Source organism: Pedobacter polysacchareus (genome assembly GCF_019802255.1).
Lineage (GTDB): Bacteria > Bacteroidota > Bacteroidia > Sphingobacteriales > Sphingobacteriaceae > Pedobacter > Pedobacter polysacchareus.
Genome location: NZ_JAHYSS010000006.1, coordinates 267,500 through 289,417 on the forward strand (window position 1 = coordinate 267,500; position 21,918 = coordinate 289,417).

Annotated in this window: 22 protein-coding genes; 4 read left to right on the forward strand and 18 right to left on the reverse strand. The window is 41.7% G+C overall.

Features of this window, described 5'->3' with window-relative positions; all coding sequences use genetic code 11:
* Positions 1-279 precede the first annotated feature (279 nt).
* Both K7X70_RS18660 and K7X70_RS18665 read left to right on the forward strand, forming a co-directional pair.
* Complete coding sequence (locus tag K7X70_RS18660) at positions 280-906, forward strand: YdcF family protein (RefSeq protein ID WP_222538498.1); 627 nt, start codon at positions 280-282, stop codon at positions 904-906.
* Between the two features lie 148 nt (positions 907-1,054).
* A complete protein-coding gene (locus K7X70_RS18665; protein ID WP_222538499.1) occupies positions 1,055-1,555 on the forward strand; it encodes a DinB family protein in 501 nt (166 codons plus the stop codon).
* A gap of 68 nt (positions 1,556-1,623) precedes the next feature.
* Here the strand turns inward: K7X70_RS18665 and K7X70_RS18670 are convergent, their stop codons facing one another.
* The 4 genes from K7X70_RS18670 to K7X70_RS18685 form a co-directional block, all read right to left on the reverse strand.
* Complete coding sequence (locus K7X70_RS18670) at positions 1,624-1,914, reverse strand: hypothetical protein (protein ID WP_222538500.1); 291 nt, start codon at positions 1,912-1,914, stop codon at positions 1,624-1,626.
* Between the two features lie 408 nt (positions 1,915-2,322).
* Entirely contained in the window at positions 2,323-3,756 is a 1,434-nt protein-coding gene (locus K7X70_RS18675) for an AcvB/VirJ family lysyl-phosphatidylglycerol hydrolase (protein ID WP_222538501.1), read from the reverse strand.
* 4 nt (positions 3,757-3,760) lie between these two features.
* Positions 3,761-6,349: a bifunctional lysylphosphatidylglycerol flippase/synthetase MprF gene (gene mprF / locus K7X70_RS18680; protein ID WP_222538502.1), complete on the reverse strand. Its 2,589-nt coding sequence runs from the start codon at positions 6,347-6,349 to the stop codon at positions 3,761-3,763.
* A gap of 86 nt (positions 6,350-6,435) precedes the next feature.
* A complete protein-coding gene (locus K7X70_RS18685) occupies positions 6,436-6,885 on the reverse strand; it encodes a VOC family protein (RefSeq protein ID WP_222538503.1) in 450 nt (149 codons plus the stop codon).
* 72 nt (positions 6,886-6,957) lie between these two features.
* Between K7X70_RS18685 and K7X70_RS18690 the strand changes: the two genes are divergently transcribed.
* Entirely contained in the window at positions 6,958-7,299 is a 342-nt protein-coding gene (locus K7X70_RS18690; RefSeq protein ID WP_222538504.1) for a winged helix-turn-helix transcriptional regulator, read from the forward strand.
* Between the two features lie 40 nt (positions 7,300-7,339).
* Here the strand turns inward: K7X70_RS18690 and K7X70_RS18695 are convergent, their stop codons facing one another.
* From K7X70_RS18695 to K7X70_RS18755, 13 genes are all read right to left on the reverse strand, one after another.
* Positions 7,340-7,768, reverse strand: a complete 429-nt coding sequence (locus tag K7X70_RS18695) for a hypothetical protein (RefSeq protein WP_222538505.1) — start codon at positions 7,766-7,768, stop codon at positions 7,340-7,342.
* Between the two features lie 88 nt (positions 7,769-7,856).
* The gene (locus K7X70_RS18700) at positions 7,857-8,411 is read right to left on the reverse strand and encodes a DUF3347 domain-containing protein (protein ID WP_222538506.1); all 555 of its coding nucleotides are present in this window, start codon (positions 8,409-8,411) and stop codon (positions 7,857-7,859) included.
* Between the two features lie 7 nt (positions 8,412-8,418).
* Entirely contained in the window at positions 8,419-9,645 is a 1,227-nt protein-coding gene (locus tag K7X70_RS18705) for an efflux RND transporter periplasmic adaptor subunit (RefSeq protein ID WP_222538507.1), read from the reverse strand.
* Positions 9,646-9,648: 3 nt separating this feature from the next.
* Complete coding sequence (locus tag K7X70_RS18710; RefSeq protein WP_222538508.1) at positions 9,649-10,890, reverse strand: efflux RND transporter periplasmic adaptor subunit; 1,242 nt, start codon at positions 10,888-10,890, stop codon at positions 9,649-9,651.
* Positions 10,868-12,139, reverse strand: coding sequence for a TolC family protein (locus tag K7X70_RS18715; protein ID WP_255607419.1), 1,272 nt, complete (start codon positions 12,137-12,139; stop codon positions 10,868-10,870). The genes K7X70_RS18710 and K7X70_RS18715 overlap by 23 nt, the downstream gene beginning before the upstream one ends.
* The gene (locus K7X70_RS18720) at positions 12,105-14,042 is read right to left on the reverse strand and encodes an efflux RND transporter permease subunit (RefSeq protein WP_222538509.1); all 1,938 of its coding nucleotides are present in this window, start codon (positions 14,040-14,042) and stop codon (positions 12,105-12,107) included. The genes K7X70_RS18715 and K7X70_RS18720 overlap by 35 nt, the downstream gene beginning before the upstream one ends.
* Positions 14,039-15,337 carry an efflux RND transporter permease subunit gene (locus K7X70_RS18725; protein ID WP_222538510.1) on the reverse strand — a complete coding sequence of 433 codons (1,299 nt, stop codon included), beginning with the start codon at positions 15,335-15,337 and terminating at the stop codon, positions 14,039-14,041. The genes K7X70_RS18720 and K7X70_RS18725 overlap by 4 nt, the downstream gene beginning before the upstream one ends.
* 113 nt (positions 15,338-15,450) lie before the next feature.
* On the reverse strand, positions 15,451-15,816 hold the full coding sequence (locus K7X70_RS18730) for a heavy-metal-associated domain-containing protein (RefSeq protein WP_222538511.1): 366 nt from the start codon (positions 15,814-15,816) through the stop codon (positions 15,451-15,453).
* A 98-nt stretch (positions 15,817-15,914) separates the two neighbouring features.
* Positions 15,915-16,313, reverse strand: a complete 399-nt coding sequence (locus K7X70_RS18735; protein WP_222538512.1) for an HYC_CC_PP family protein — start codon at positions 16,311-16,313, stop codon at positions 15,915-15,917.
* Between the two features lie 110 nt (positions 16,314-16,423).
* Positions 16,424-16,993 carry a helix-turn-helix domain-containing protein gene (locus K7X70_RS18740; protein WP_222538513.1) on the reverse strand — a complete coding sequence of 190 codons (570 nt, stop codon included), beginning with the start codon at positions 16,991-16,993 and terminating at the stop codon, positions 16,424-16,426.
* A gap of 91 nt (positions 16,994-17,084) precedes the next feature.
* Positions 17,085-17,483 (reverse strand): HYC_CC_PP family protein, encoded by a 399-nt coding sequence (locus K7X70_RS18745; protein WP_222538514.1) that lies wholly within the window; start codon positions 17,481-17,483, stop codon positions 17,085-17,087.
* A 76-nt stretch (positions 17,484-17,559) separates the two neighbouring features.
* A complete protein-coding gene (locus tag K7X70_RS18750) occupies positions 17,560-17,772 on the reverse strand; it encodes a heavy-metal-associated domain-containing protein (RefSeq protein ID WP_222538515.1) in 213 nt (70 codons plus the stop codon).
* 79 nt (positions 17,773-17,851) lie between these two features.
* Positions 17,852-20,080, reverse strand: coding sequence for a heavy metal translocating P-type ATPase (locus K7X70_RS18755; RefSeq protein WP_222538516.1), 2,229 nt, complete (start codon positions 20,078-20,080; stop codon positions 17,852-17,854).
* A gap of 401 nt (positions 20,081-20,481) precedes the next feature.
* On the opposite strand from K7X70_RS18755, the gene K7X70_RS18760 reads away from it, so the two are divergent.
* Positions 20,482-20,730, forward strand: a complete 249-nt coding sequence (locus K7X70_RS18760) for a FixH family protein (protein WP_222538517.1) — start codon at positions 20,482-20,484, stop codon at positions 20,728-20,730.
* A 50-nt stretch (positions 20,731-20,780) separates the two neighbouring features.
* Here the strand turns inward: K7X70_RS18760 and K7X70_RS18765 are convergent, their stop codons facing one another.
* Positions 20,781-21,716, reverse strand: coding sequence for a FecR family protein (locus K7X70_RS18765; protein ID WP_222538518.1), 936 nt, complete (start codon positions 21,714-21,716; stop codon positions 20,781-20,783).
* Positions 21,717-21,918 lie beyond the last annotated feature (202 nt).

The following is a 21,918-nucleotide window of genomic DNA, read 5'->3' on the forward strand; positions in this document are numbered from 1 at the left end:
TAAGAAAAATAAAGATATTCCTAAAAACACCTATCTACTCTTGATCTGTGTTAAGAAATGAATAATAATGAACAAAAAAAATAAAGAGCTGTTCAGCTAATCTTCCGATATTGAATCAGATAGAAAACCAAATATCAATGGAATTGTTTCAGGGAAAATTACCTTGACAACTTAGAATTCATAGGCATTTCACAACTATCCGTTTTACCATACCAACAGCAAATGCCCATGGAACAGATGCAATTACCCCCAGAACTACTAGATCCGAGCTGCCCAACCATGGATCCCCAATTAGTGGAAGTGCTGACAGATTTATGTTTTCAGAAAGAAGAACAGCTGATATCAGACTTATTATTTGTTTTCGGTTCCAATATAAAACACAAAGAAATTGCTGGAATAATTGCTGAGCTCATGGACAATCACCAGGTGGATCAGGTCATAATTACCGGCGGCATTGCCAATTTCGGAAATTCATTTCCACAAAACAGACCGGAGTCGGAAGCCATTTTTGCAGTACTCCCAGAAAGACATAAACAGCAGCCCATTCTTTTGGAAACACAATCCAGAAATATGCTCGAAAACATTATCGAAGCCAAAAAAATGCTTGCTGCTGAAAAGATAAAAACGATCAGCTTCATTGGCCATGCTTATGCCAGCAAGAGAGCAGCCCTGACCTTAAAAAGTTTTTTCCCAAATGCGAGCATTCATTGTATCTCAGTTGCACTGCCATCCTACCAACTGGAATATCCAATCACTGCAGCTCATTGGTCAAAAACCAAATATGGACAAAGTCTGATCCTTGGAGAATACCTTCGACTGATCACTTATGGAAATCGGGGAGATTTTCCATTAACCGAAATACAGCCTTATATAGATCTGGTAGAGCGCTTACTGTTAAACAAATAAGCGAAAACCCCATCTTAAACAACTCTCCTGCTGCTTCTGCAACATCACAATTCTCTATAATTATTTTCAAAATTCTGATAAGAATTCAATTCTTATTTGAGCAATTGAGGAAATCTTTGCACCTTCGTAACACAAAAACCTGAGCATTATGTATCGTAGTATTGAAGATTTCCTGACTGAACGTAAAGAAGAAGAGTCAAATACCATCAAACTATTTTCCAACCTTACAGAGGAAAGCAAATCAGTAAAAATTCATGAAAATGTACGTTCTCTGGAACGCCTGGCATGGCACATCACCCAGACACTGACAGAGATGGGCCAAAATGCAGGTTTATTTGAAACCGACCTTTTACATGAGCTTCCAATTCCAGCAACACTTGCAGAACTGATCGAAACTTATGTCAACTATAATACCTTATTGATGCGTACAGTGAGGTTAAAATGGACGGATTCAAATCTGGACGATCTGGTGAATATGTACGGAGAACAATGGAAAAAAGGAAAAGTTCTTTCTGTTTTAATCGCACATGAAAGCCACCACAGAAGTCAGATGACCGTCATCATGAGAATGCTGGGACTTAGCGTACCCGGAATATACGGCCCTTCGAAAGAAGAATGGGAAAGTATGGGAATGCCTCCAATGGAATAATTTGGCCATCAATAACAAGGAAGGAATCCATTGAGAAATCCTTCCTTATCAAACAAAAAAATAACCTATTAATATTCCGCCAATTGCGGCAGGGCAATATGATGCTCTTCAAACAACTCTTTACAGCTTTTGGCACGCACCTCGTAATTGGCCAAACCGCCAACTTCCAATCCGAATAATTTCTCTAAAATACGGACGGTCTCACATGGAATGTCCTTATCATCACCCAATTGCAGTTTCCTGTAATTGTGAAATGTATTGATCGACGCATTGATTATTTTGGGCATCAATCGTTTCACCAATTTGTGCTGATTATAAGTCAGCTTTTCCATGCATTCATTAATCTTATACTTGTCCATAACAGCTTTTTAAAGTACACAGATAATTTTTAAGCAAGTTTGTGGGTGCACTCCCTTGATGATCCACCCCTCTAATAAAACATTTTTTAATCATTTCTTTTTTTATTATTTTAAATTAAATAAGCAAACTAATCATGCCTTAAAAAAGACAGTAAGCTTCTTTTTACTCCAACATCCGTAGGAATAAAATCAAAAAAGTAATGAAGTCTATACAATTTAGGTAACCGAACTGGCGATCGGTGCAATAGCAATAAAAACTATTCGCTACTCAAAACTAAGCAGTTACCTTAAAAAAAACAAGAGGCCAGGTAAAAAAATTACATTTTTTGCGTTTATCTATCTAAAGAGCTTAGAACTCATAAAACAACCCACAAAACTACATAAACAACTGACCAACAACAGGAATCATCAATCTATCACCTGCTTTAAAAATGTTTCAGCAATTTTCCCATAATCTTTATTAAAATGATGATCTCCTGGAATGGTCAGCACTTTCAATCCATTATTCTGAAAAACACTTCGAATTTTAGCGCCTTCCCCTATTCCAAAAATGGATACAGGAACCAGGGGCATTAATTTTTTCATTTCCGGGATCACCTTATACTCCTCTTTACTGCTGCTAAAATTCAACAGGTCAACCAGGTGGATTTCAAAATCAGCAGTCACATCCGGAGAAAGTGAAATCACTCCTTTCAGTTCAGTTTTCAAATGAGCAGGCAACCTATTTGCGATAAAGGGAACAATCGAGGCCCCGAAAGAATAACCAGCTAAAATGAAGCTTTCTTTACCCAATTCTGAGCAGTAATGCTCCAATGCCAGGCTCACTTCTCTGGTAGTTTGATCAGGAGTTTTCGCATTCCAAAAATACTTTTGTGCGTCCATTCCAAGTACAGAAAGACCTTTTGAAGCTAATTCTTCCGCCAGAGACTGATCAAAACTAGTCCAGCCACCATCACCTGAAATCATAAACACCATCGGTAATTTATTCTGCTGATGGCTTCGGATTAGTATTAAGGGCAAATCCCCTCGATAAGGCTGTATGGCCGGTTGATTACTTGCTATTGTATGCTCTGCGGCTTTTCGTTCTGTAAAACCAGGTGAATTTAGGATCTTCTTAAAGCCATCACTCAGAGCCACTTTCCAATCTTCTGTATTTAAAAAACCATGTCCGGCATTGGGTAAAGCAATCAGTTCGGTCATCGGCATTCCTTTCAAAAACGTTTCCGTTGCTGGAAAAGGACATGCCAGATCTTTCTTGCCGTTGATGACCAGCAGCGGGGCAGTCAGGCTGTTTGTACGTCCCAACAAGTAAGAAACCCCTTTTTTTATAGGTTTTTGATTTAATCCATTTCCCTGGCATAAAGGTTTCTTGATATTGATATCAGGGGAAAAACCAATCGCTATTCCTCCTTTAAAGGTATTTGCTGGTGCCTGTGCCAGAATACCATAAATCAATGTCGCTCCATAAGAATAGCCCATTAATACTGGCTTGAGGTAATTTGGCAGTTTATATTTCTTTTGAATAGACAGGCTCAATTCTTCAAAATCTGCCGCCGGGTATAAACAGACAGCAGCCATTTTAGACAGATAATACTCATAATGACGCGCATCTATTCCAAGCACCAATGCGCCATCATCGGCCATATTTTTAGCCATATTGACCACCACATCTTTCCAGCCCCCATCCCCGGAAACGAATAAAACAACGGCAACAGGGACATGCTTGGGCTGATAAATGGTAATATCTCCAAATTTACCATAAGAAACCTGATCGATCTCCAGGGCAGAAACCGGTTTACTACTAAATAACAACAACCAGATAAAGACCAATACCGGTTTCATGAGCTTAGGGTTTGATGACTTTCGTTAACACTGTGGGCACTTGCAATAAATCGTAATCATGGTCGTAAATCAGGTACCTGTTTTGCCATTCGGGGGCAAACTTTTCCTTTGATGCTCGCAGGCCTTTATAATGTGAAAATGACCGGATCTTTTCATAAGCAAACTTCATGGAACGTTCCGGGAAATTATGGGGGTCAATCAAGCCCGACATGGGTGCAAAGCCAAGGTTTACTTTCGTACAGCCTTTTGCTTTCAAATGCTCAAAAAGTGCGACCATGATAAAGTCAATTATGCCATTTGGCGCGTCACTGGTTTTTCGGATCAGATCGTAAGTACCTTCCCCCGGTGCATAATCGGGAATCACATTCATAAAAGCGACAATCTTCTCTTCCGCATTTTCAACGGTAATAATGGTTTGCTCCTTTAATTCTTCCCAGTTGAACATGCCTTGTGAAAAGACCAGTTCCTCCCGGTCCATATCTTCCAGCCAGCCATCTGAAACGGACTTTATTTTTTGCAGCAAACCATCCTTTATTGGTGGCTCGTAGATTTTAGTGTGGTAGCCCTGATCGCTTACCTTTTTCAAGGCATTTCGAATGGATTTCTTACTTCCTCCTTCCAGAGAAAAACTGGTCAGGTCTACCAGTCCCTCCTGTCCTAAAAACAAGCGTTTTTTTCCTAAGTCAAGGAAATCTTCCAAGCTTTCTTCCGGCACCCTGTAATACAGGCTTTTCATTCCGTTTTCAAAGCAGTACCGATCAAAATCCTTGATAAAAGTCCTTCTGTTTTCAATTGCCGTAACCGGACATTCCAGGACTACCGCAAAATTTCCCGCAATTCTATAGGCCACAAAGCCTTCCATTGACTCCGAAAAATAGATCAGTTTATCCTGATAAGTCTTAAAGTAATCGATTCCGGAGTTCCCATACTTTTCCAAAAGCTGATTCGCACGCTCAAATTCTGCTTCCTCTGTTTCATCACTGGAAATATATGGCCTGATGAGCGTATAGATTAAGAATCCGATCGATAAAAAGCCAGAGATATTGATAGAATACAGAAATCCACGGGCAAAGTGATCCATTGGCTGCAGGTCATCACTTCCGATCAGGATAAAATTTTCCAGGGTGTAACGAATAGATTGCGTCCAGCTGAAATCAATATTAAAATGCTTTTTATCCAGGAAGTAAAAGCCAATAGTACCATAAATCATGATGCCCAGAATACTGAGCAGGGTGGTCTGGATACCAAAAGACCTGAGCTTCGCATTGTTTCGAATGTAATATTCTTTTCTGGAAGTCATCAGGATGATCATCACCAGCACAGAAAAACCAGCTTCTTCATAGTCGATGGCCTTGCTGAGGTGCCCTACTAAAGAGAGTAAACAAAGTGCCATGGCGAAATACCAGGCCATGCGCAAACCTTTCAGCATAAAAGCCGCAGTGACCAATAGAAACAAACCAGCCACCAGCACAAAGTAGTTAGAGGCCGTAATTGCTTCCATAGGGATAAAATCCTTGACAAAACGCAATCTCGAATGGATCGCGGGAGTCAGTACGGAAACCACATTGATCAGCCCCAGCAAAAGTAAAAATAGCGCCGGAACAACCCGCATCAGCAATTTGTTGATCCGGAAAAGGAAACTCATTGCTCCGATAAACATGGGGATCCAGAATTCCATGAAGCGGTAAAGAAAAGTAATAGATACTGCTTGCGGCGCAGCATATCCCAGGCGAATCAGGATGAAAGTCATCGATGCTTCCACCGCACCCAGCCCCCTTAAAAATGGAGAGATGATCAGGAAAACGACGGCTACAATATAACTGATCACCGCATTCATCCAGGAAGGAGGCAGGTCTAGGGACAGCATGGCGATGTAAATGTGGACAATCCCTACCAGCTCAATCAAGCTGCTGTATAAAAACGTAGCAATAAAATGCTTGCGCTCAATCTTATTATTTCTGAATTCTGCGGCATACACCTCAATCACTGGTATATACTTAATGATAAATCGATATACCGGGCCTCTTTGAATTACCGAACGGTATAGCAGATAAATACCCAGCATCAATAATATGGCGGCGATTAGCCCAAACCATTCACCATAACCTATACTTCCTTCCAATATCGCGTAAATAAATACGGGTATGGCAATCACCAATACCGATAAAATCCCTACAAATCCATAAATTGAAGAAGCAAAATTGATCTGAGATTTACTGACACCTTTCTGTTCTATGGGACTGCTAAAAAAGGCAAGTGAGGAGACGCCTCCGGCAGGCAAAAATACACTGATAAAGTTACGTTTCAGAAAAAGTAAAGTGCCATCTCCAATAGAAATCTTACTGGACACTGCCGCAAAAGAAGATCGGTACATCATCCCATGGATAAATACATACACGATGCTGAGCGCAATACCGATCGTCACCCATACCCATTTGGCAGTACCGAGCAAATGCTCTACCTGCCTGATTTCCCCACGTTCCTGGTTTATAAACCAGATAGCCAGTCCGATAAAAAACAGGCTAAACACATAACTGGATATAATTTTACCATTCTCCCGTAAAAAGGGCACAAAGAATTTGAATCGCTTCATTATTTTAATTGGATAATCCGTATCGGTCTTACCTAAATATACGGCTTATCCAGAAAATTAATATGAAGAAATCTTCATACTAAAAATTAAAAAGGCTGTCCTTCCAGAAATTCAATTACCTCTCCATTCGGACTATAGACTAAAGCATTGCGGACATTTACCGGAGGATGTCCTAGTGACAGGCTCATTGGAGCGATATAAGAATTTGCACCTGCAAGCAAACAGCGTTCGTAAGCCTCTTCCGCATCCACTACGCTCATCGCTAAGTGTAATAAAGCACCTGTTTTTACCGTTTCCCCAGCTTTTGCGGCCTCACCTTCCATAGGTACTTCCGCAGCCCCATCAAAAATTTCAATAAAAGTCTGACCGTCCCAGGATTTTATCATTGCTGCCTGCTTGATATTAAACTCCGGCAAAGTCCAGGTATGAACTACAGAAAAATCTAATGCATTTATATAGAATTGTAGTGTTTTCTCAAAATCCTGGGCACGAATAGCTAGGTGGTGTAAACCTTTAATTTTACTGCGTTCTGTCATAGTTTCTATTATTTTTATCCAAATTTATAGCGGAAAAGACCTAGAAAACGACACTTACAAAATTGTAAGCCCATGAGGAAAAGCAGTTCAACCAATTACGAAAACGAGCAGGTATTACATGATTTTTGCGATGCTGCATTTACCCTTTCGTTATTGAGCGGCAGGTGGAAACTGACGATTCTTGTGAAGTTAATGGAACAGGATTTGAGGTTTGGGGAAATAAAATTGATGATTCCTGAAATCACCGAAAGGATATTGGCATTACAATTGAAAAATCTGGAGAAAGACCAGCTGATCCTCAAAATACAGCATACATCCGACCAGAAGGTACCTATTTACCGTTTAAGTTTAAAAGGAAAAAGTCTGGAGCCAGTGATCAATAGCCTGGCAAAATGGGGAGAAAAGTATAAGTGACCAACATTTTTAAGCCCAATCACTTATACTTCGATCTGGTCTAAAAACTCATACAGACCGTAGGTTCATAAAATAAGCTCTTTGTCGTACTATTGACATTGTAAGCAAAGAAAATGGAGAATTGTGCGCAATCCCCAGTAACTACGCCTTCCTGTTCAGTAAGAGGAATATTGAATCCTGCACCATTTGCTGCAAAACCATTCCCACCTACAAAGTAAGCTTCCAGCAATTGATTGGTTACTGCATCATAATAAAAATCAAAGTTTAACTGAAACCTGTCTCCGTTTGGTGCCAGATAAGAAAGCCGTTTAGATTTCTTGTTTAACACCCTTTGAACTTTCAGGACTGTTGTAGTTGTTGAAATGGTATGCTGAGGATTACTCAGCATACCACCAGATAAATTAAGGGTGGAAGCACCAGAACCAGCGATTGTCGCCATGGACAATCCAATTGCAATTAACGATATCATATTTATGAGGTTTGTTGAATAAACAATATACGACTATAAACTGATTTACAACTAATTACATCTGGCGCTATTTCTAAAAAATCAGATGTTATTTTATAGTTTCTTTAACTTCTCCGCAAGTCAGCATAGATTCTCCATAATATGGATTCTTAATGTCTTTCTGATTGCTCAGCCAGAAAGCCCCTTTATCATTCATCGCCATTGGGCAATATTCTACATAAATCTCCCCCCCTGTTACTCCGGAAGCTTTTGCTCTTTGGATAAAATCATCACTCAAAGCTGCATAAGCAACTCTTTGCACTTCAATATCAGTCGCATCGCCGATTTTGGCGGTCAATGCCAGTAGCGCTGCCGGGTTCGATAATTCTTTTGCTCCCAGCTCAATCGCCTGAGCAGCAACTTTTGCTTCTGCCACATCACCATTCGTCAAGGCGGTAGTCAAATGAATATAATGAGGATACACTGCATTCAGTTTATCGTCTTTTAAGCTCACCTGGCTTGTCGTAGCAGCTACCGCTGTCTTACCTTCTGCCGCATGGTCATGACCTTCATGAGATTCTTCTGCAGGTTTCTGCGTATTTCCACAGGCCGAAAGTAAAGTGGCTGCAGCAATGGTGATGGCTAAACTTGTGATTGTTTTCATGTTATTGTTAATTTAATTTTAAACCTTCTATTGGATTCTTTCCTTTTTTCAAAATATATTCACTGTACAGCAGGTAAGCACCTGTAACCACCACCTGTTCTCCTCCGGATAAACCAGCAGTAATCTCTACCTGATTTTCGTTCTCCTCACCGGTAGTCACACGTTTTGGCTCAAAGCTGTCTTTTCCATTTTTCAGCCAAACATGCATCCCTTTCCCATCTCTGATGACGGCATCTACCGGCAAAGTCAGCGCGCTGGACTTCTGATTTCCTGTAGGCACAAAAACATTGGCCTGAGCACCTGGCTGCCATTGCTGATTCGGGTTCGGAATACTTCCCCTGATCTGTGTCAGCTGGGTTCCTGAAAGTAAAGCAGGTGTGATAAAATCGATGGTCATTTCCTGAGGCTGATCTTCCCAGCCCGGGATCACCACTTTCACTTTCTGACCTTGTTTAATACTCCCTGCTTCATTCGGATAAACATCTGCTTCTACCCATAATTCCCCGTAACCTTCCAGCCTCATAATTGGCCCGCCTTCCGATACATATTGACCTGGTGTTACAGAGACTTCTGCTACTAATCCACCCTGTGGGGCATAGAAGGTCACATAAGGGTTTTTCTTCTGACTGCTCAGCAAGGCTTGTAACTGTCCCGGCGACTGTCCATACAGCAATAGTTTCTGCCTGGCAGAAGCCACCAGCTGCTGTTCAATTTTATCCCCTGGAAATTGCTTTTGCTGTGCTACTGCCATCAGGTATTCCTGCTGCAAAGCCGCTAACTGCTCTGAGTACAACTGGTATAAAGGCTGTCCTTTTTTCACGCGAACACCGGTTTCACGGACATATAATTGTTCAATTCTTCCTGCAATGCGGCTAGAGATGTAACTGCTTTGTTCCGGATCAATCGTCAGTCTACCATTCAATTGCTTGGTTCCCCCGATGTTATTCGCACCAATAATGACCGTGGTAATATTGGCCAGCAGCTGTCTTTTCTCATCCACATTCAAAGCCTTCTCATTGCTGTTCTTTTCAAAAGGCACTAAGTCCATCCCACAGATCGGGCAAGTCCCCATCTCTTCCTTGATCACCTGAGGGTGCATTGGACAAGTATAAGTCTGTTTTTTTGCGGTAACTCCAGCTTTCGTTTCCTTTACCTCACTTTTGCAGGCGGCAACGAATATTGATGGAACCAGGGCAATCATGGCAAACCGTTTTATAAATAATTTCCGTTCCATATTTTACTGCTCCTTATTTTGTGTCATTTTAATAAAACTCTCGCTATCCACCAGATAAGCGGCATTTTTACTGATCTTCCAGCTGCTGATGTCTTCTTTAACCTGTACTTTTCCAGCAATGCTGATCCCTGCATCTACCAATTCTGGGATAAACACATTACCTTCTTTTTTAAAGACTATACGCTTATTTCCTACAGAAACCACCGCTTCTTCGGGCAGCCACCAGGACGCAGCTATTTGTACGGGAATCCTTGCCGTCACCAGCTGACCGACCTTAATCTTTGGATTGTTCAAATAAGCCCTGGCAATCGTGAAGTTTTCCCCGTTCTTGAAAGTCGGCTGAATCAAACCTATTCTGGCGGTCTGACTTCCTGATTTATCCGAAGTTTTATAAAATACAAACTTACTGCCGACCTTCAAATGGGCGGCTAATGCAGCTTTCAATGAAAACTCTGCCACCAATTGATCCGAGCTGTATACGGTAAAAAGAGAAGCACCTGCACTTACATATTGTCCTTCTCTTAATAAAACCGGCGAATTAACTGGTGCTACAGGGCTGGTTGGCGTCGCCGCAGCTGCCGCATCACCAGTCATACTGCCCATACCGTCGCCAGCTGCAGGAGCAGAGGAGGAAGGTGATGGACTTGCAATCGCGGCAGCAGCAGATTTCTCCAGAATATATCCGGAAACATTGCTGTACACAGGAATACGGTAACTCGGTGTACCACGTTTTAACAAAGCAGTAATTCCGGAAGAAGTCATGCCCAATAACATCAGGCGCTGTTTTCCTTTCTCCAGCATCACCGGATCATTTCCAGTGCGATAAATGAACAGCAATTCCTGCTGTGCAGCAGCCAGATCCGGCGAATAAACCTCCATGATCAATTGTCCTTTTTTCACCGGCTGGTAATTGTATTTAATCCATAACCGTTCTATTCTTCCCCCGATTTTACTCGAAATATTATGTTGATTTCTAGTGTCATAATTGACAATCCCCTGCACCTCTTCCGTAAAGATCCTGCTGCCATATTCCGCTTTAATCACAGGAAGTGAAGACACCACCTGCTCATTAGAAGGCTTCAATAGATGAAAAAGATTGCTATCTACATTTACCGTTGCAGGGTCATGGTGACTATCTAATTTCTTTTTCTCTTTACAAGCGCTCAACCAAAGCATACTGATCGCCGCCAATCCCATAAAAACACGTGTGTTTATGCCGGGCTTAACGATATAATTCTTTCTCATAATCTACGATCATTAAATAAAGTTTCAATTTCTCATCCAATACATTGGCCTGCATCATGGTTAAAGCCTCCCAGGTACCGATCACTTCCGGCAATTCCATTTTGTTTTCACGGTAGCTCAGCATACTCACATCCATGGTCTTTTTTAAGGTTGGAATAATGGTCTTTTCCATCGCATCTATCCGTTTTTCCATAGACTGAATTTCATACTGCATCCCATACAGCATACCCTGTGTTTCCTGAAGCATAGCCGCTTTTTCTTTTTCCATCGCCAGCACTTCATATCCCATACCTTTTGCTTCTGATTTATACATTTTAGAAGACCATGGGGCGATTGGAATACTCACCATTCCCATGATACTATAGGCTTTAGGCATCATTTTCGTTAAAGGCGACATGTGATCGAAACGCAGTTTGAAATCCGGCTTGGCCTGTTTCTGCATCGCTTCAATATTCAGTTTCATTGATTGAATGCTGAAATCCATTTTCTCAATATCTTTCCTCACCATGGCCAGAGTACCCGTATCAATTGCCGCAGCAGGCACATAAGTAGGCTGATAAGTAGAATCAATTGCAAAATCCGTATGACCGGGGTTGTTCATCAGGCTATTTAACCAGGCTTTAGATTTCGCCATATCCCCTTCCATCATCCGGATCATATTTCTATTCTCCTCTATTTTTGCGGTAGCACGATATACGCTGCTCAATTTCGACTGATTGAAAGGATACCTGATCTCTTCCACCTTTTTCATGGTTTGCATGATCTTTTCATTTTCTTTCAATACGGCAATTCTTTGCATAGAAATCAGCCAGCCAAAATACAGGCGTTTGGCCTGCGCTTTGTATTCATTGAGTGTCACCCCTCTGGTCGCATTTTCAACCTTTCCTTTGGACTCAATGAATTTCCTGTTGGCTTTTAGCTTTGCAGGATTAGGAATGTCCTGCTCCAGCTGTACCATAATTGATCCTTTATCACCCTCGTCCATGATCATCTGACCAGGATATGGTGTCATAAACGTTCCTACACCAACCATAGGTGCCATCCATGCTGTGGCCGCATTGGCCGTATGCTTAAAGCTTTCTGCCCTTAATCCATAAGACTGCAGCAGTAGGTTGTTTCTGTCAATTCTTTTCAAAATTGTGTCCAGGGAAAGCACCGGCTTCTCCTGTGCTAACGCAGCAAAAGGCAACATACATACCCATGCTGCTATTATTTTAATGGTGTACATCATGAACCTCCAGTTTTCCATATTTTCTCAATTCATATTCTTTTGACATCAAAAAGATCAGTGGTGTCACCAGCAGAATGTGCGTAGAAGAAGTCAATACGCCACCAATCATCGGCAAAACAATCGGCTGCATTACATCCACTCCCACTCCTGTAGCCCATAATACCGGTACCAGGCCAAACAGCGACACACAAACCGTCATCAGTTTTGGTCTTAATCTTCTGGCTGCACCAAAAATCACATATTCTCTCAGGTCTTCTTTTGTGATCGTTTCACTGGAATTCCCTTTTAATTTGATCAGCTGTGCCATGGCATCATTCAGATAAATCACCATCACAATCCCCGTTTCTACCGCAATCCCGAATAAGGCAATAAAGCCCACCGCTACCCCTACAGAAAGGTTTACTCCCCAGAAATAAATCATATAAGCCCCCCCTATTAAGGCGAAAGGCACGGTAATCAGACTCAGGAAAGCCTCCCGGATCGATTTAAAAGCAAAGTATAAAGAGAAGAAAATGATCAGCAATACGACTGGTGCAATCCACATCAGCGTTTGTTTACCACGGATCAGGTTTTCATATTGACCGCTCCATTCCAGGAAATAACCTTCGGGAAGCATCCCTTTCTCTTTATTCAATTTCTCCATGGCTTCCTGAACGGTACTTCCTAAATCGCGGTCTCTTACGTTAAACATGACTGCTCCACGAAGAATTGCATTATCAGAACTGATCATCGGCGGACCGTCTTCAAACTTAATGTCGGCAACAGCCGATAAAGGCACCTCACCAAATCCTTTCGACTGAACCGGAATCCGCTTGATCTGCGCTACACTATTTCTATATTCCTGAGCCAGACGCACACTGATCGAAAAGCGCTGACGCCCTTCAATGGTATTTCCGATAGTTGCACCACCCAATGCGGTTTCTACAATCTGGTTTACATCGTCTACATTCAAACCATAACGGGCCAATTCTTCACGTTTCACATCGATAGAAAGGTATTTACCTCCTGTAATCGGTTCCACAAAAAGATCGCTGACCCCTGCTGTCCCCTCCAAAGCTGCTTTTACGCGTTCTGAAACGGAAGCAATCGTATCCAGATTTTGTCCGAAAACCTTAATTCCCACATCGGTACGGATCCCCGTAGCCAGCATATTGATTCTGTTAATGATGGGTTGAGTCCAGCCATTCACCACTCCTGGAATCTGCAGTTTTGCATCCAGTTCCGTAATGATGTCTTTCTTCGTCATCCCTTTCCTCCATTCATTTTTCGGTTTCAGCGTAATGATCGTTTCGATCATACTGATCGGTGAATTATCAGTTGCCGTATTGGCCCTGCCTGCTTTCCCCAGCACCTTATCTACTTCTGGTACCGATTTAATAATCTTGTCCTGCACCTGTAAAATCCTCTTCGCCTCTGCATTGGAAACATCTGGCAAGGTCACCGGCATAAACAGAATACTCTGCTCATCCAATGGTGGAATGAACTCCGTTCCCAGGTTTTTCAACAATGGAATGGTGATCAGTAAAGCAATGATATTGATCGCTAAAGTAGTTTTTCTCCAGTTCAATACGGTTCTGATCACCGGCTCATAAAAACGTTCCAAGACCCGGTTTACCGGATTGGCACTGTCTGGCCTGAACTTTCCTTTCATAAAGAAAGAGATCAATACCGGTGCTAATGTGATCACCAGCAAGGCATCAACGATCATAATGAACGTCTTGGTGAAAGCCAGTGGATGAAACAGTTTTCCTTCCTGGCCGGTCAGCATAAATACTGGCAGGAAAGAGGTAATAATAATCACTGTAGCGAAGAATACACCCCTCGACACCTGCTTACTGGATTTAGTAATGATCGCCAGGCGCTCCTCTTCCGTAATCCAATCCGGGGATTTACGGAATCTATTTTTTAACCATTTGATCATGATTGTGTGTTTTTTGATTGTTCCTGCTCCCAGACCTGATAGCGTTCTGAGAGGTGTTTATAAGCATTTTCACTCATGATAATCCCATTGTCGACAATCACGCCGATGGCCAGGGCAATCCCGGTTAGCGACATAATATTGGAAGAAATGTCAAAAGCATTGAGTAGAATAAAACTGGCTGCAATGGTGATTGGAATCTGAATGATGATACTCACCGCACTGCGCCAATGGAAAAGGAAAATGATGACAATAATTGAAACGACAATCATCTCCTCAATCAAGGTATGTGTGATGGAATCCACGGATTCTTTAATCAACTCCCCACGGTCGTACACAATGTCGAATTTGACACCTTTAGGCAAACCTTTAGACACTTCTTTCATCTTGGCTTTTACCTTATCAATTACTTCCGCAGCGTTTTCCCCATAGCGCATCACCACAATTCCTCCGGCACGTTCTCCTTCACCATTCTGGTCAAAAATCCCCAGCCGTGTTTCTCCGGTCATTTGTACTGTTGCCAGATCAGAAACCCTTACTGGCGTACCATTTTGGTTCTTCACCGGAATATCTGCAATCTCTTTAATCGATTTCAAATAGCCTGAGGTCTTAATGATATACCCCATATCACTCATTTCAAACTTCCTGCCACCGGATTCGTTATTGTTGCTACGCACCGCCGCAATCACCTCCGGGGCAGTTAGTTTATAGTAAAGCAGTTTATTCGGATCTATCGAAATCTGATATTGTTTCTGAAAGCCTCCAAAAGATGCAATCTCACTCACGCCTGGCACAGTTTGCAGGGCAAACTTTACATACCAATCCTGAATGGCGCGCTGCTCACCTAAATCCATATCCGGAGCATCCAGCGTATACCATAACACATGGCCTACCCCTGTTCCATCAGGACCTAACTGCGGCGCGACCCCATCGGGCAAAGTTTTCGAAATCGTACTGATTCGTTCCAGTACACGTTCTCTTGCCCAATATACATCCACATCATCCTCAAAGATGACATAGATAAAGCTCATTCCGAACATGGACGATCCACGCACGTATTTAATCTTAGGGATTCCCTGCAAATTGGTGACCAGCGGATAGGTAACCTGATCTTCGATCAGCTGTGGTGAGCGGCCCATCCACTCTGTAAATACGATCACCTGGTTTTCGGACAGGTCCGGTATCGCATCAATTGGATTTTTCTTGACGGCATAAATCCCCCAAACGAACAATCCCAAAGACAATACCAGCACAATAAACCGGTTGCGCATGGACCATTCTATAATTTTATGTACCATTTTATATTATAAATTATGATGTACCAATGAAAAAATCAGATCAGTCAGGAAGAACATCTGTAAATACAACTGCCCCCTCAGACATTGCATTTACAGATTTTCCTGATTAATAATTAGTGTTTCTTAGGTGCTTTTGGCAATTTGTCGCCGGCTTCACGATCGTACTGGCAACAGCCATGCAATGCATCGTAAACCTCATTTTTAGCTTTGTATTTAGGCGTATCATAACCTACTGCCGCCACTTTTTTCTGTACTTCATCATTGCTGATCTTCGTACTGTCGTAGCTTACTTTCAGCATTTTTGTTTCTGTATTCCAATCTGCAGCAGTCACTCCTGGAACCTTTAATGAGGTTTCAATCGTTTTTTTGCACATCGAGCAGTTACCCAATACTTTGATACTTTCAGTTTTTGATTGTGCGAATACAGCACCACCAAGGAAGGTCAATCCGACCACCATAGCAAATCTTAATGATTTCATGATAATTATATAAATAGTAAAAAAATGGTTTAATAAAAATGGGCTACAGCAAAGCCATAACCAGGACACGGATGTGTCTTAATCAGAAAAGAAGGGTATTATATTCTGTAGGTACAGTTTTTCAGGAAGACAGGCACTTTCAGCCCATCAGGAGGTGCATTACTTAATGCTTCTCTGGTCATTTTTACCGGAACTTCTACTGCATAATCCAGGAAAAACACCGCTGGAATAATGGCCTGAATTGGTGGATTAAACTGGAAAACATGTTGACTGGCCGTTTGGCTCTGGTCTACTTTTGTTTCCTGCTGCTGATCCTGACAGCAGGATTTGCCTTTCGATTGGCTCTTAGGCATACCGCAAAGCTCACACAGTGCTGCACTTTGCTTCTCCAAACCCCAGCTTACCAACTCTCCCATGCAATAATGGAAGTGTAGCGTTGACCCACTGGAAATTCCCAGGTAGAACAAAGCAATGATGGTAAGGAGTGTTTTCTTCATCAGTTCAAAGTTGATAATTTTAACCGGCTTAATTTTATATAATTCTGAAATTATTTTATACAATTAAACCGGTTAGGGCTCAAAAGCCTCTCCTGTTAGCTTGAAGCTAACTAATTTTTGATTTTGTCCAAAGGGTTTCTTAAGGATTTACCCTCCGCTTTATACTTGCTCGGTGCAATACCTGTGATGGCCTTAAATTGGGAAGAAAGGTGTGCATTGCTGCTATAACCCATTTTCATCGAAATCTCATTCAGGTTCAACTCCCCATATTCTATCAGTTCTTTTACCTTTTCAATTTTCTGGTGAATGATAAACTTTTCAATTGTCAACCCTTCTGAATCTGAAAACAGGCGACTTAAAAAAGTATAATCACGGTTAACGCGCATGGCGATAATACTGATCAAACTCTGGTTTAAATTGGCCAGGTCAGAATAATGAACAATTTCAATGATTACCGTTTTGATCCGCTCTACCAATTGGTCTTTTTCTTTATCCATCAGCTCAAATCCCAGAATTTTCAGGGAGGAAGCAATATTTTGTAATTGACGGTCTTCCGGATCAGGATGAATTTGCACCGTTCCTAAAGTAATATCGGAGACCAGAAAGTTTAGGTTTTCCATTTGATGGCGAACAGCAGTGATACAGCGTTCGCAAACCATATTTTTTATATATAATAACATGAGTATTCAAGCTAAATTAAGTTAAAACTGCAGTGGATTTCTACTGCGCAATAAAATTTAAAGTTAATGGAGGAAATGATCCTCCGCTTGATCAAATGATGAGGACCCTGTTGGAAAGGTATATAGGTGTTTTCTGAAAAGCCGGACTGCTGGTATGAGCTGTCCATCCTAAGGTATTGGCAACATTTTCTGTTTTGATCAGGTAAGCATACACCTGCTGGCTCACCGCCGACCATACAGATCTGGTTTTTAACCCCGCTGTGGCCGAAGTTTTGGCGTTTTCTTTTACGGCATATTCCCCATGGTGCTCACAGCAATCACAGTCTTTGTCTAAAACTACTGTTCCGGAAACCACTTCTGGTTCCTGATGAGCAGCTGTACTTTCGGCTGAAAAACTGGAAGACATCGCGCAATGGAGCAAGCATACAAATAACCCTGTGGTTAACATCAGGTAGAATGCAGCAAAACTTAAGGCTCCGATTTTCTTCATTGGGTACAGCAAAAGCGGAAACCTTTTCATGGTTTCCGCCTGCAAATATACGATTTAAGGTAGGAAAGCAAGCAAATTAAACTCGCTCTGCCTGAAATCCTGCTTTCTTCAGCGTCTCTTTAATCAGTTCCTCGTCCAGCTCTAAATCACTTTCAATAGTTAGAATTTTGTCTGGATTATTGGTATCCACGTCCCATTTTGACACTGCTGTCATTCCGTTCAGGTGTGGAGTAACTGTAGAAATACATCCGCCGCATTTGATATTCGTTTTAAATTTTAAAGTTTCCATTTGATGTTATGATTAAAAATAATTGATATTGAATGATTAATATTTAGTCAGGTTGTTAATTATAAACTCCTGTTATTGATTAACTTAATTTGGAGAGCTTCAATCGTAAGCTGTTACTTACAACAGAGACCGAACTCAAGGCCATTGCGGCTCCGGCAATCATAGGATTCAATAAAAACCCATTGATCGGATACAGCAATCCTGCGGCAATCGGAATCCCGATCAGGTTATAAATGAAGGCCCAAAACAGATTCTGACGAATCGTACGCACTGTTTGTTTAGAGAGCTTCAATGCTTTTGGAACTTGCTGTAAATCGGAAGAAACCAGGGTGATACTGGCCACATCAATGGCAATATCAGAACCTCTGCCCATGGCAATAGAAACATCTGCCTGAGCCAATGCCTGACTGTCGTTGATCCCATCACCCACCATCGCCACTACTTTTCCATGCGACTGCAATTCTTTTACAAAATCTGCTTTATCCGCAGGAAGTACATCTGCCGTATAGTGATCAATACCAGCTTGTTTTGCCACTGATGCCGCAGTATGCGCATTGTCGCCAGTCAGCATATAAACTTCTATCCCTTGTGCTTTCAATGCGGCAACCGCTTTTGCCGATCCTGATTTTACCTGATCCGCAATCGCTACAATTGCCAATACCTGTGTTTTATTCGCCAGGTAAATGACCGTTTGTGCCTTTTCCTGTAGGCTTAAAACTTTATCCGCCATTGCGGTGGTTACCGGAATATCCTGATCCTTTAAGATCTTATGGCTTCCTGCCCAATATTTAACGCCATCCACTACACCTTCTACCCCTTTGCCGGTCAGACTTTCAAAATGACTCAATGCTACCGTTTCCGTCCCTGTATTTTTTAAATGACGTACAATCGCTTCTGCCAATGGATGTTCCGAAGCATATTCCAAAGCCATCAGGACTTTAGCTAACTTTTCTGTTTCCTCAGGAAGCTTTGTTGCCCATTCTAAAGTCGTGACTTCAGGTTTCCCCTCGGTAATCGTTCCTGTTTTATCCAGGATGACTGCATTTACTTTATAACCCAGCTCTAATGCTTCCGCATTTTTAATAAGGACACCAGTCTCAGCTCCTTTACCAATTCCCACCATAATGGCGGTTGGCGTGGCTAATCCTAAAGCACATGGACAAGCGATCACCAATACCGTGACCATTGCCAGCAAACCATGGGTAAAAGCATGTTCACCACCTAATAGCAGCCATGCGCCAAGTGTTATAACCGCGATGAGCATCACCACCGGCACGAAAATACCAGCAATCTTATCCACCAGTTTTTGTACTGGTGCCTTTGATCCCTGTGCATCCTGAACCAATTTAATGATCTGTGCCAGCATGGTTTCTCCACCTACTTTTTCTGCTTTAAAACGGAAGGTTCCTTTTTGGTTGATCGTTCCGGCAAATACCTGATCACCTTCCATTTTGGCTACTGCCACCGGTTCTCCGGTAATCATGCTTTCATCAACATAGGAATTGCCCTGATAAACGACGCCATCCACGGGAATTTTCTCTCCCGAACGCACCATTAACTGATCGCCAATGCGTACATCAGCAATAGGAATTTCTTTTTCGCCTTGCTCATTTACCAATATGACTGTTTTTGGCTGTAAGCCCATTAGTTTTTTAATGGCGGAGGAAGTATTTGATTTTGCTTTTTCTTCCAGCAATTTCCCCAGCATGATGAAAACAATGACTACTGCCGCTGCTTCAAAATAAACGTGGGGGTGTAATCCTCTGGAATACCAGAATTCCGGATAAAAAGTATTGAAAACACTAAAAATGAAGGCAATTCCCGTACTTAAAGCCACCAACGTGTCCATGTTTGCAGCACCATGCTGTGCTTGTTTCCAGGCATTCACAAAAAAGTTCTTTCCAAAAATGAATAGAATTGGCGCCGTTAAAGCCATCATGTAATAATTTCCATTGGGCATATCCATGAAGAACATCCCAATAATCACTACAGGTATAGCCAATATGGAAGAGGCAATCATCCTCTTTTTCAATTGCTCATAATTATTTTGCTGTATTGCTTCCTGTTTCTCTTTAGCACCCTCTTCCTCCAGAATCAAGTCGTAACCAACAGATTGCAATACTTTCTGCAAATCTGCAGGCTGAATTTTATGCTGATCATAAGTCACCTTTACCGACTGCGTAGCATAATTCACCTCCGCATGAGCTACTCCTTCCTGTGCGCCAACCATGGATTCGACACTGCTGGCACAGGAGGCACAAGTCATCCCTAAGACGGGAAACGTAAGGGTTTCTATATTTTGTTTCATGACGTATCTCTTTATTTCTTTCACAAAGGTACCTCAATACAACAGGAAGAGTTTTATAGGATTTCGGGAAAGATTTATATAATCTCCTATAAAGGGGATTTTGTAAGATGATCAATTCATTTCAGGATAAAATACAAGGATAAAATTTAGCGGTTAGAGGTCTGGTAGTATTCGGGAAGAGATCGAACAACCCCTCCAGCCCCCTCAGGAAAGCAGGTCTCCTCCAGACCACTTCCGCTCTTCCAAACACCTAAGAAGTCCATCCACCACAAATCACAAAAAACACTGATCTACAGACACATAATTACATTTACATAAAAAACCAGCAAAACATTTCCTCCTTTCAAACGTTCTTCTAATAACTTTACTATTAAAACTCATTTAAGTAAATACCAGGCACTATGGCAAAGATTAATATGTGTTTTGATCACCAGGTTGCAGTAAAAGTCTTCTTTGTTAATAAAGATAAAATCATAAAAACCCCCATTATCAAATACCTGCGCAGTGATCCGGATGGAATTTTGGAGATTTCCCTGGATCACATTACAAAAGGAAGATGGAAAGTCATTTTGGAGTGGAATTATGAAGACAAAGAATACTCTCTGGTTAAAGATATTGAAATTCCTTACCTGGAAGCTGCAGGTACTTAAGCTGCTTTACGATCGGAAATACCGGGGACTACCACCTGATTGAGCTTTGGTCAATTGAATCGGAGAATGACCTTCTCCTTTTCTATCTTGAAATTACAGTCGGCCGCAAAACAGAACATCTGGAGGACCCGTTCTAAAGATTCATTTTCATAAGTTCCGGAAAATTTACCTGCAGATTTCTGCTCGCCATGAATCTCAATTGGCACTCCGTACCAATCTTCTAAAGCAGCAATTACCGCTCTAAAACTGGTAGCATTAAATTTAAGCTGGCCTTTGACCCAGGCTTCCCGCTGCTGAATGTCAAAAGTTTCCTTTTCCATCAGGTCTACGGATCTGTTCAGCATCACCATATCTCCAGGAAGGAGAATTTCCGGCTGATTGTCGAGGGTAGATTGATAAGCTTTCTGAACTTTTAACTTTCCACTGAGGAGTTCCACTTGCTGTCCGGATTCATGCGGATAGGCACGCATGTAAAAACTCGTACCCAATACCGTGGCTTTCATATCAGAGGATTCCAAACTGAATGGCAATTTGACATTCGGACTGATGTTAAAACAAGCAGCACCCAATAGAATTACCTTCCGGTTATCTTTATTGTAACCATGGGGTACTTTCAGGATACTGTTGGCATTTAGAATAACCTTGGAATTGTCGGCCAGGGTAATGCTCATCCTTTCTCCGAATGGAGATTTATACACTTGATATTGCTGCTGTTCTTTCTCAAAGGCAAGGTCCAGTCTGCGTTTTTCCTGGAAATGATTAAATAAAGCAAGGCCCATCACCAGCAATACTGCTACAGCAACCGCATACCATACGCGTACAAAACTACTCTTATATAAAGGCATAGGTTCTTTCAGTTGATCATCTTCCTGGAAATACTGCGGCGCAGCATTAGGCACCGAGCCTGCTGCATCGTGTTGTTCCTGCACAAGCGCTAGTTTATTAAATTCAGAAAAGGCCATTTTTTCTTCGCGACTTTTCAGCATGTAATTCCAAAAAACAGCATTTTCCTGGCTTCCGATGTTTAAAATTGAGACTGCAATCTACTATTCTAATTCTGCTCCCTAAAATAAATTTAAAACCGCTATTTCTTACCGATGGTCAACGCTGCTTTACCCTTCATCAAATTATTTTCCTGGTCTTTTTAATTATGCTCCTTTTTGCAGGACAAAGGAAGGCGGTTAAATA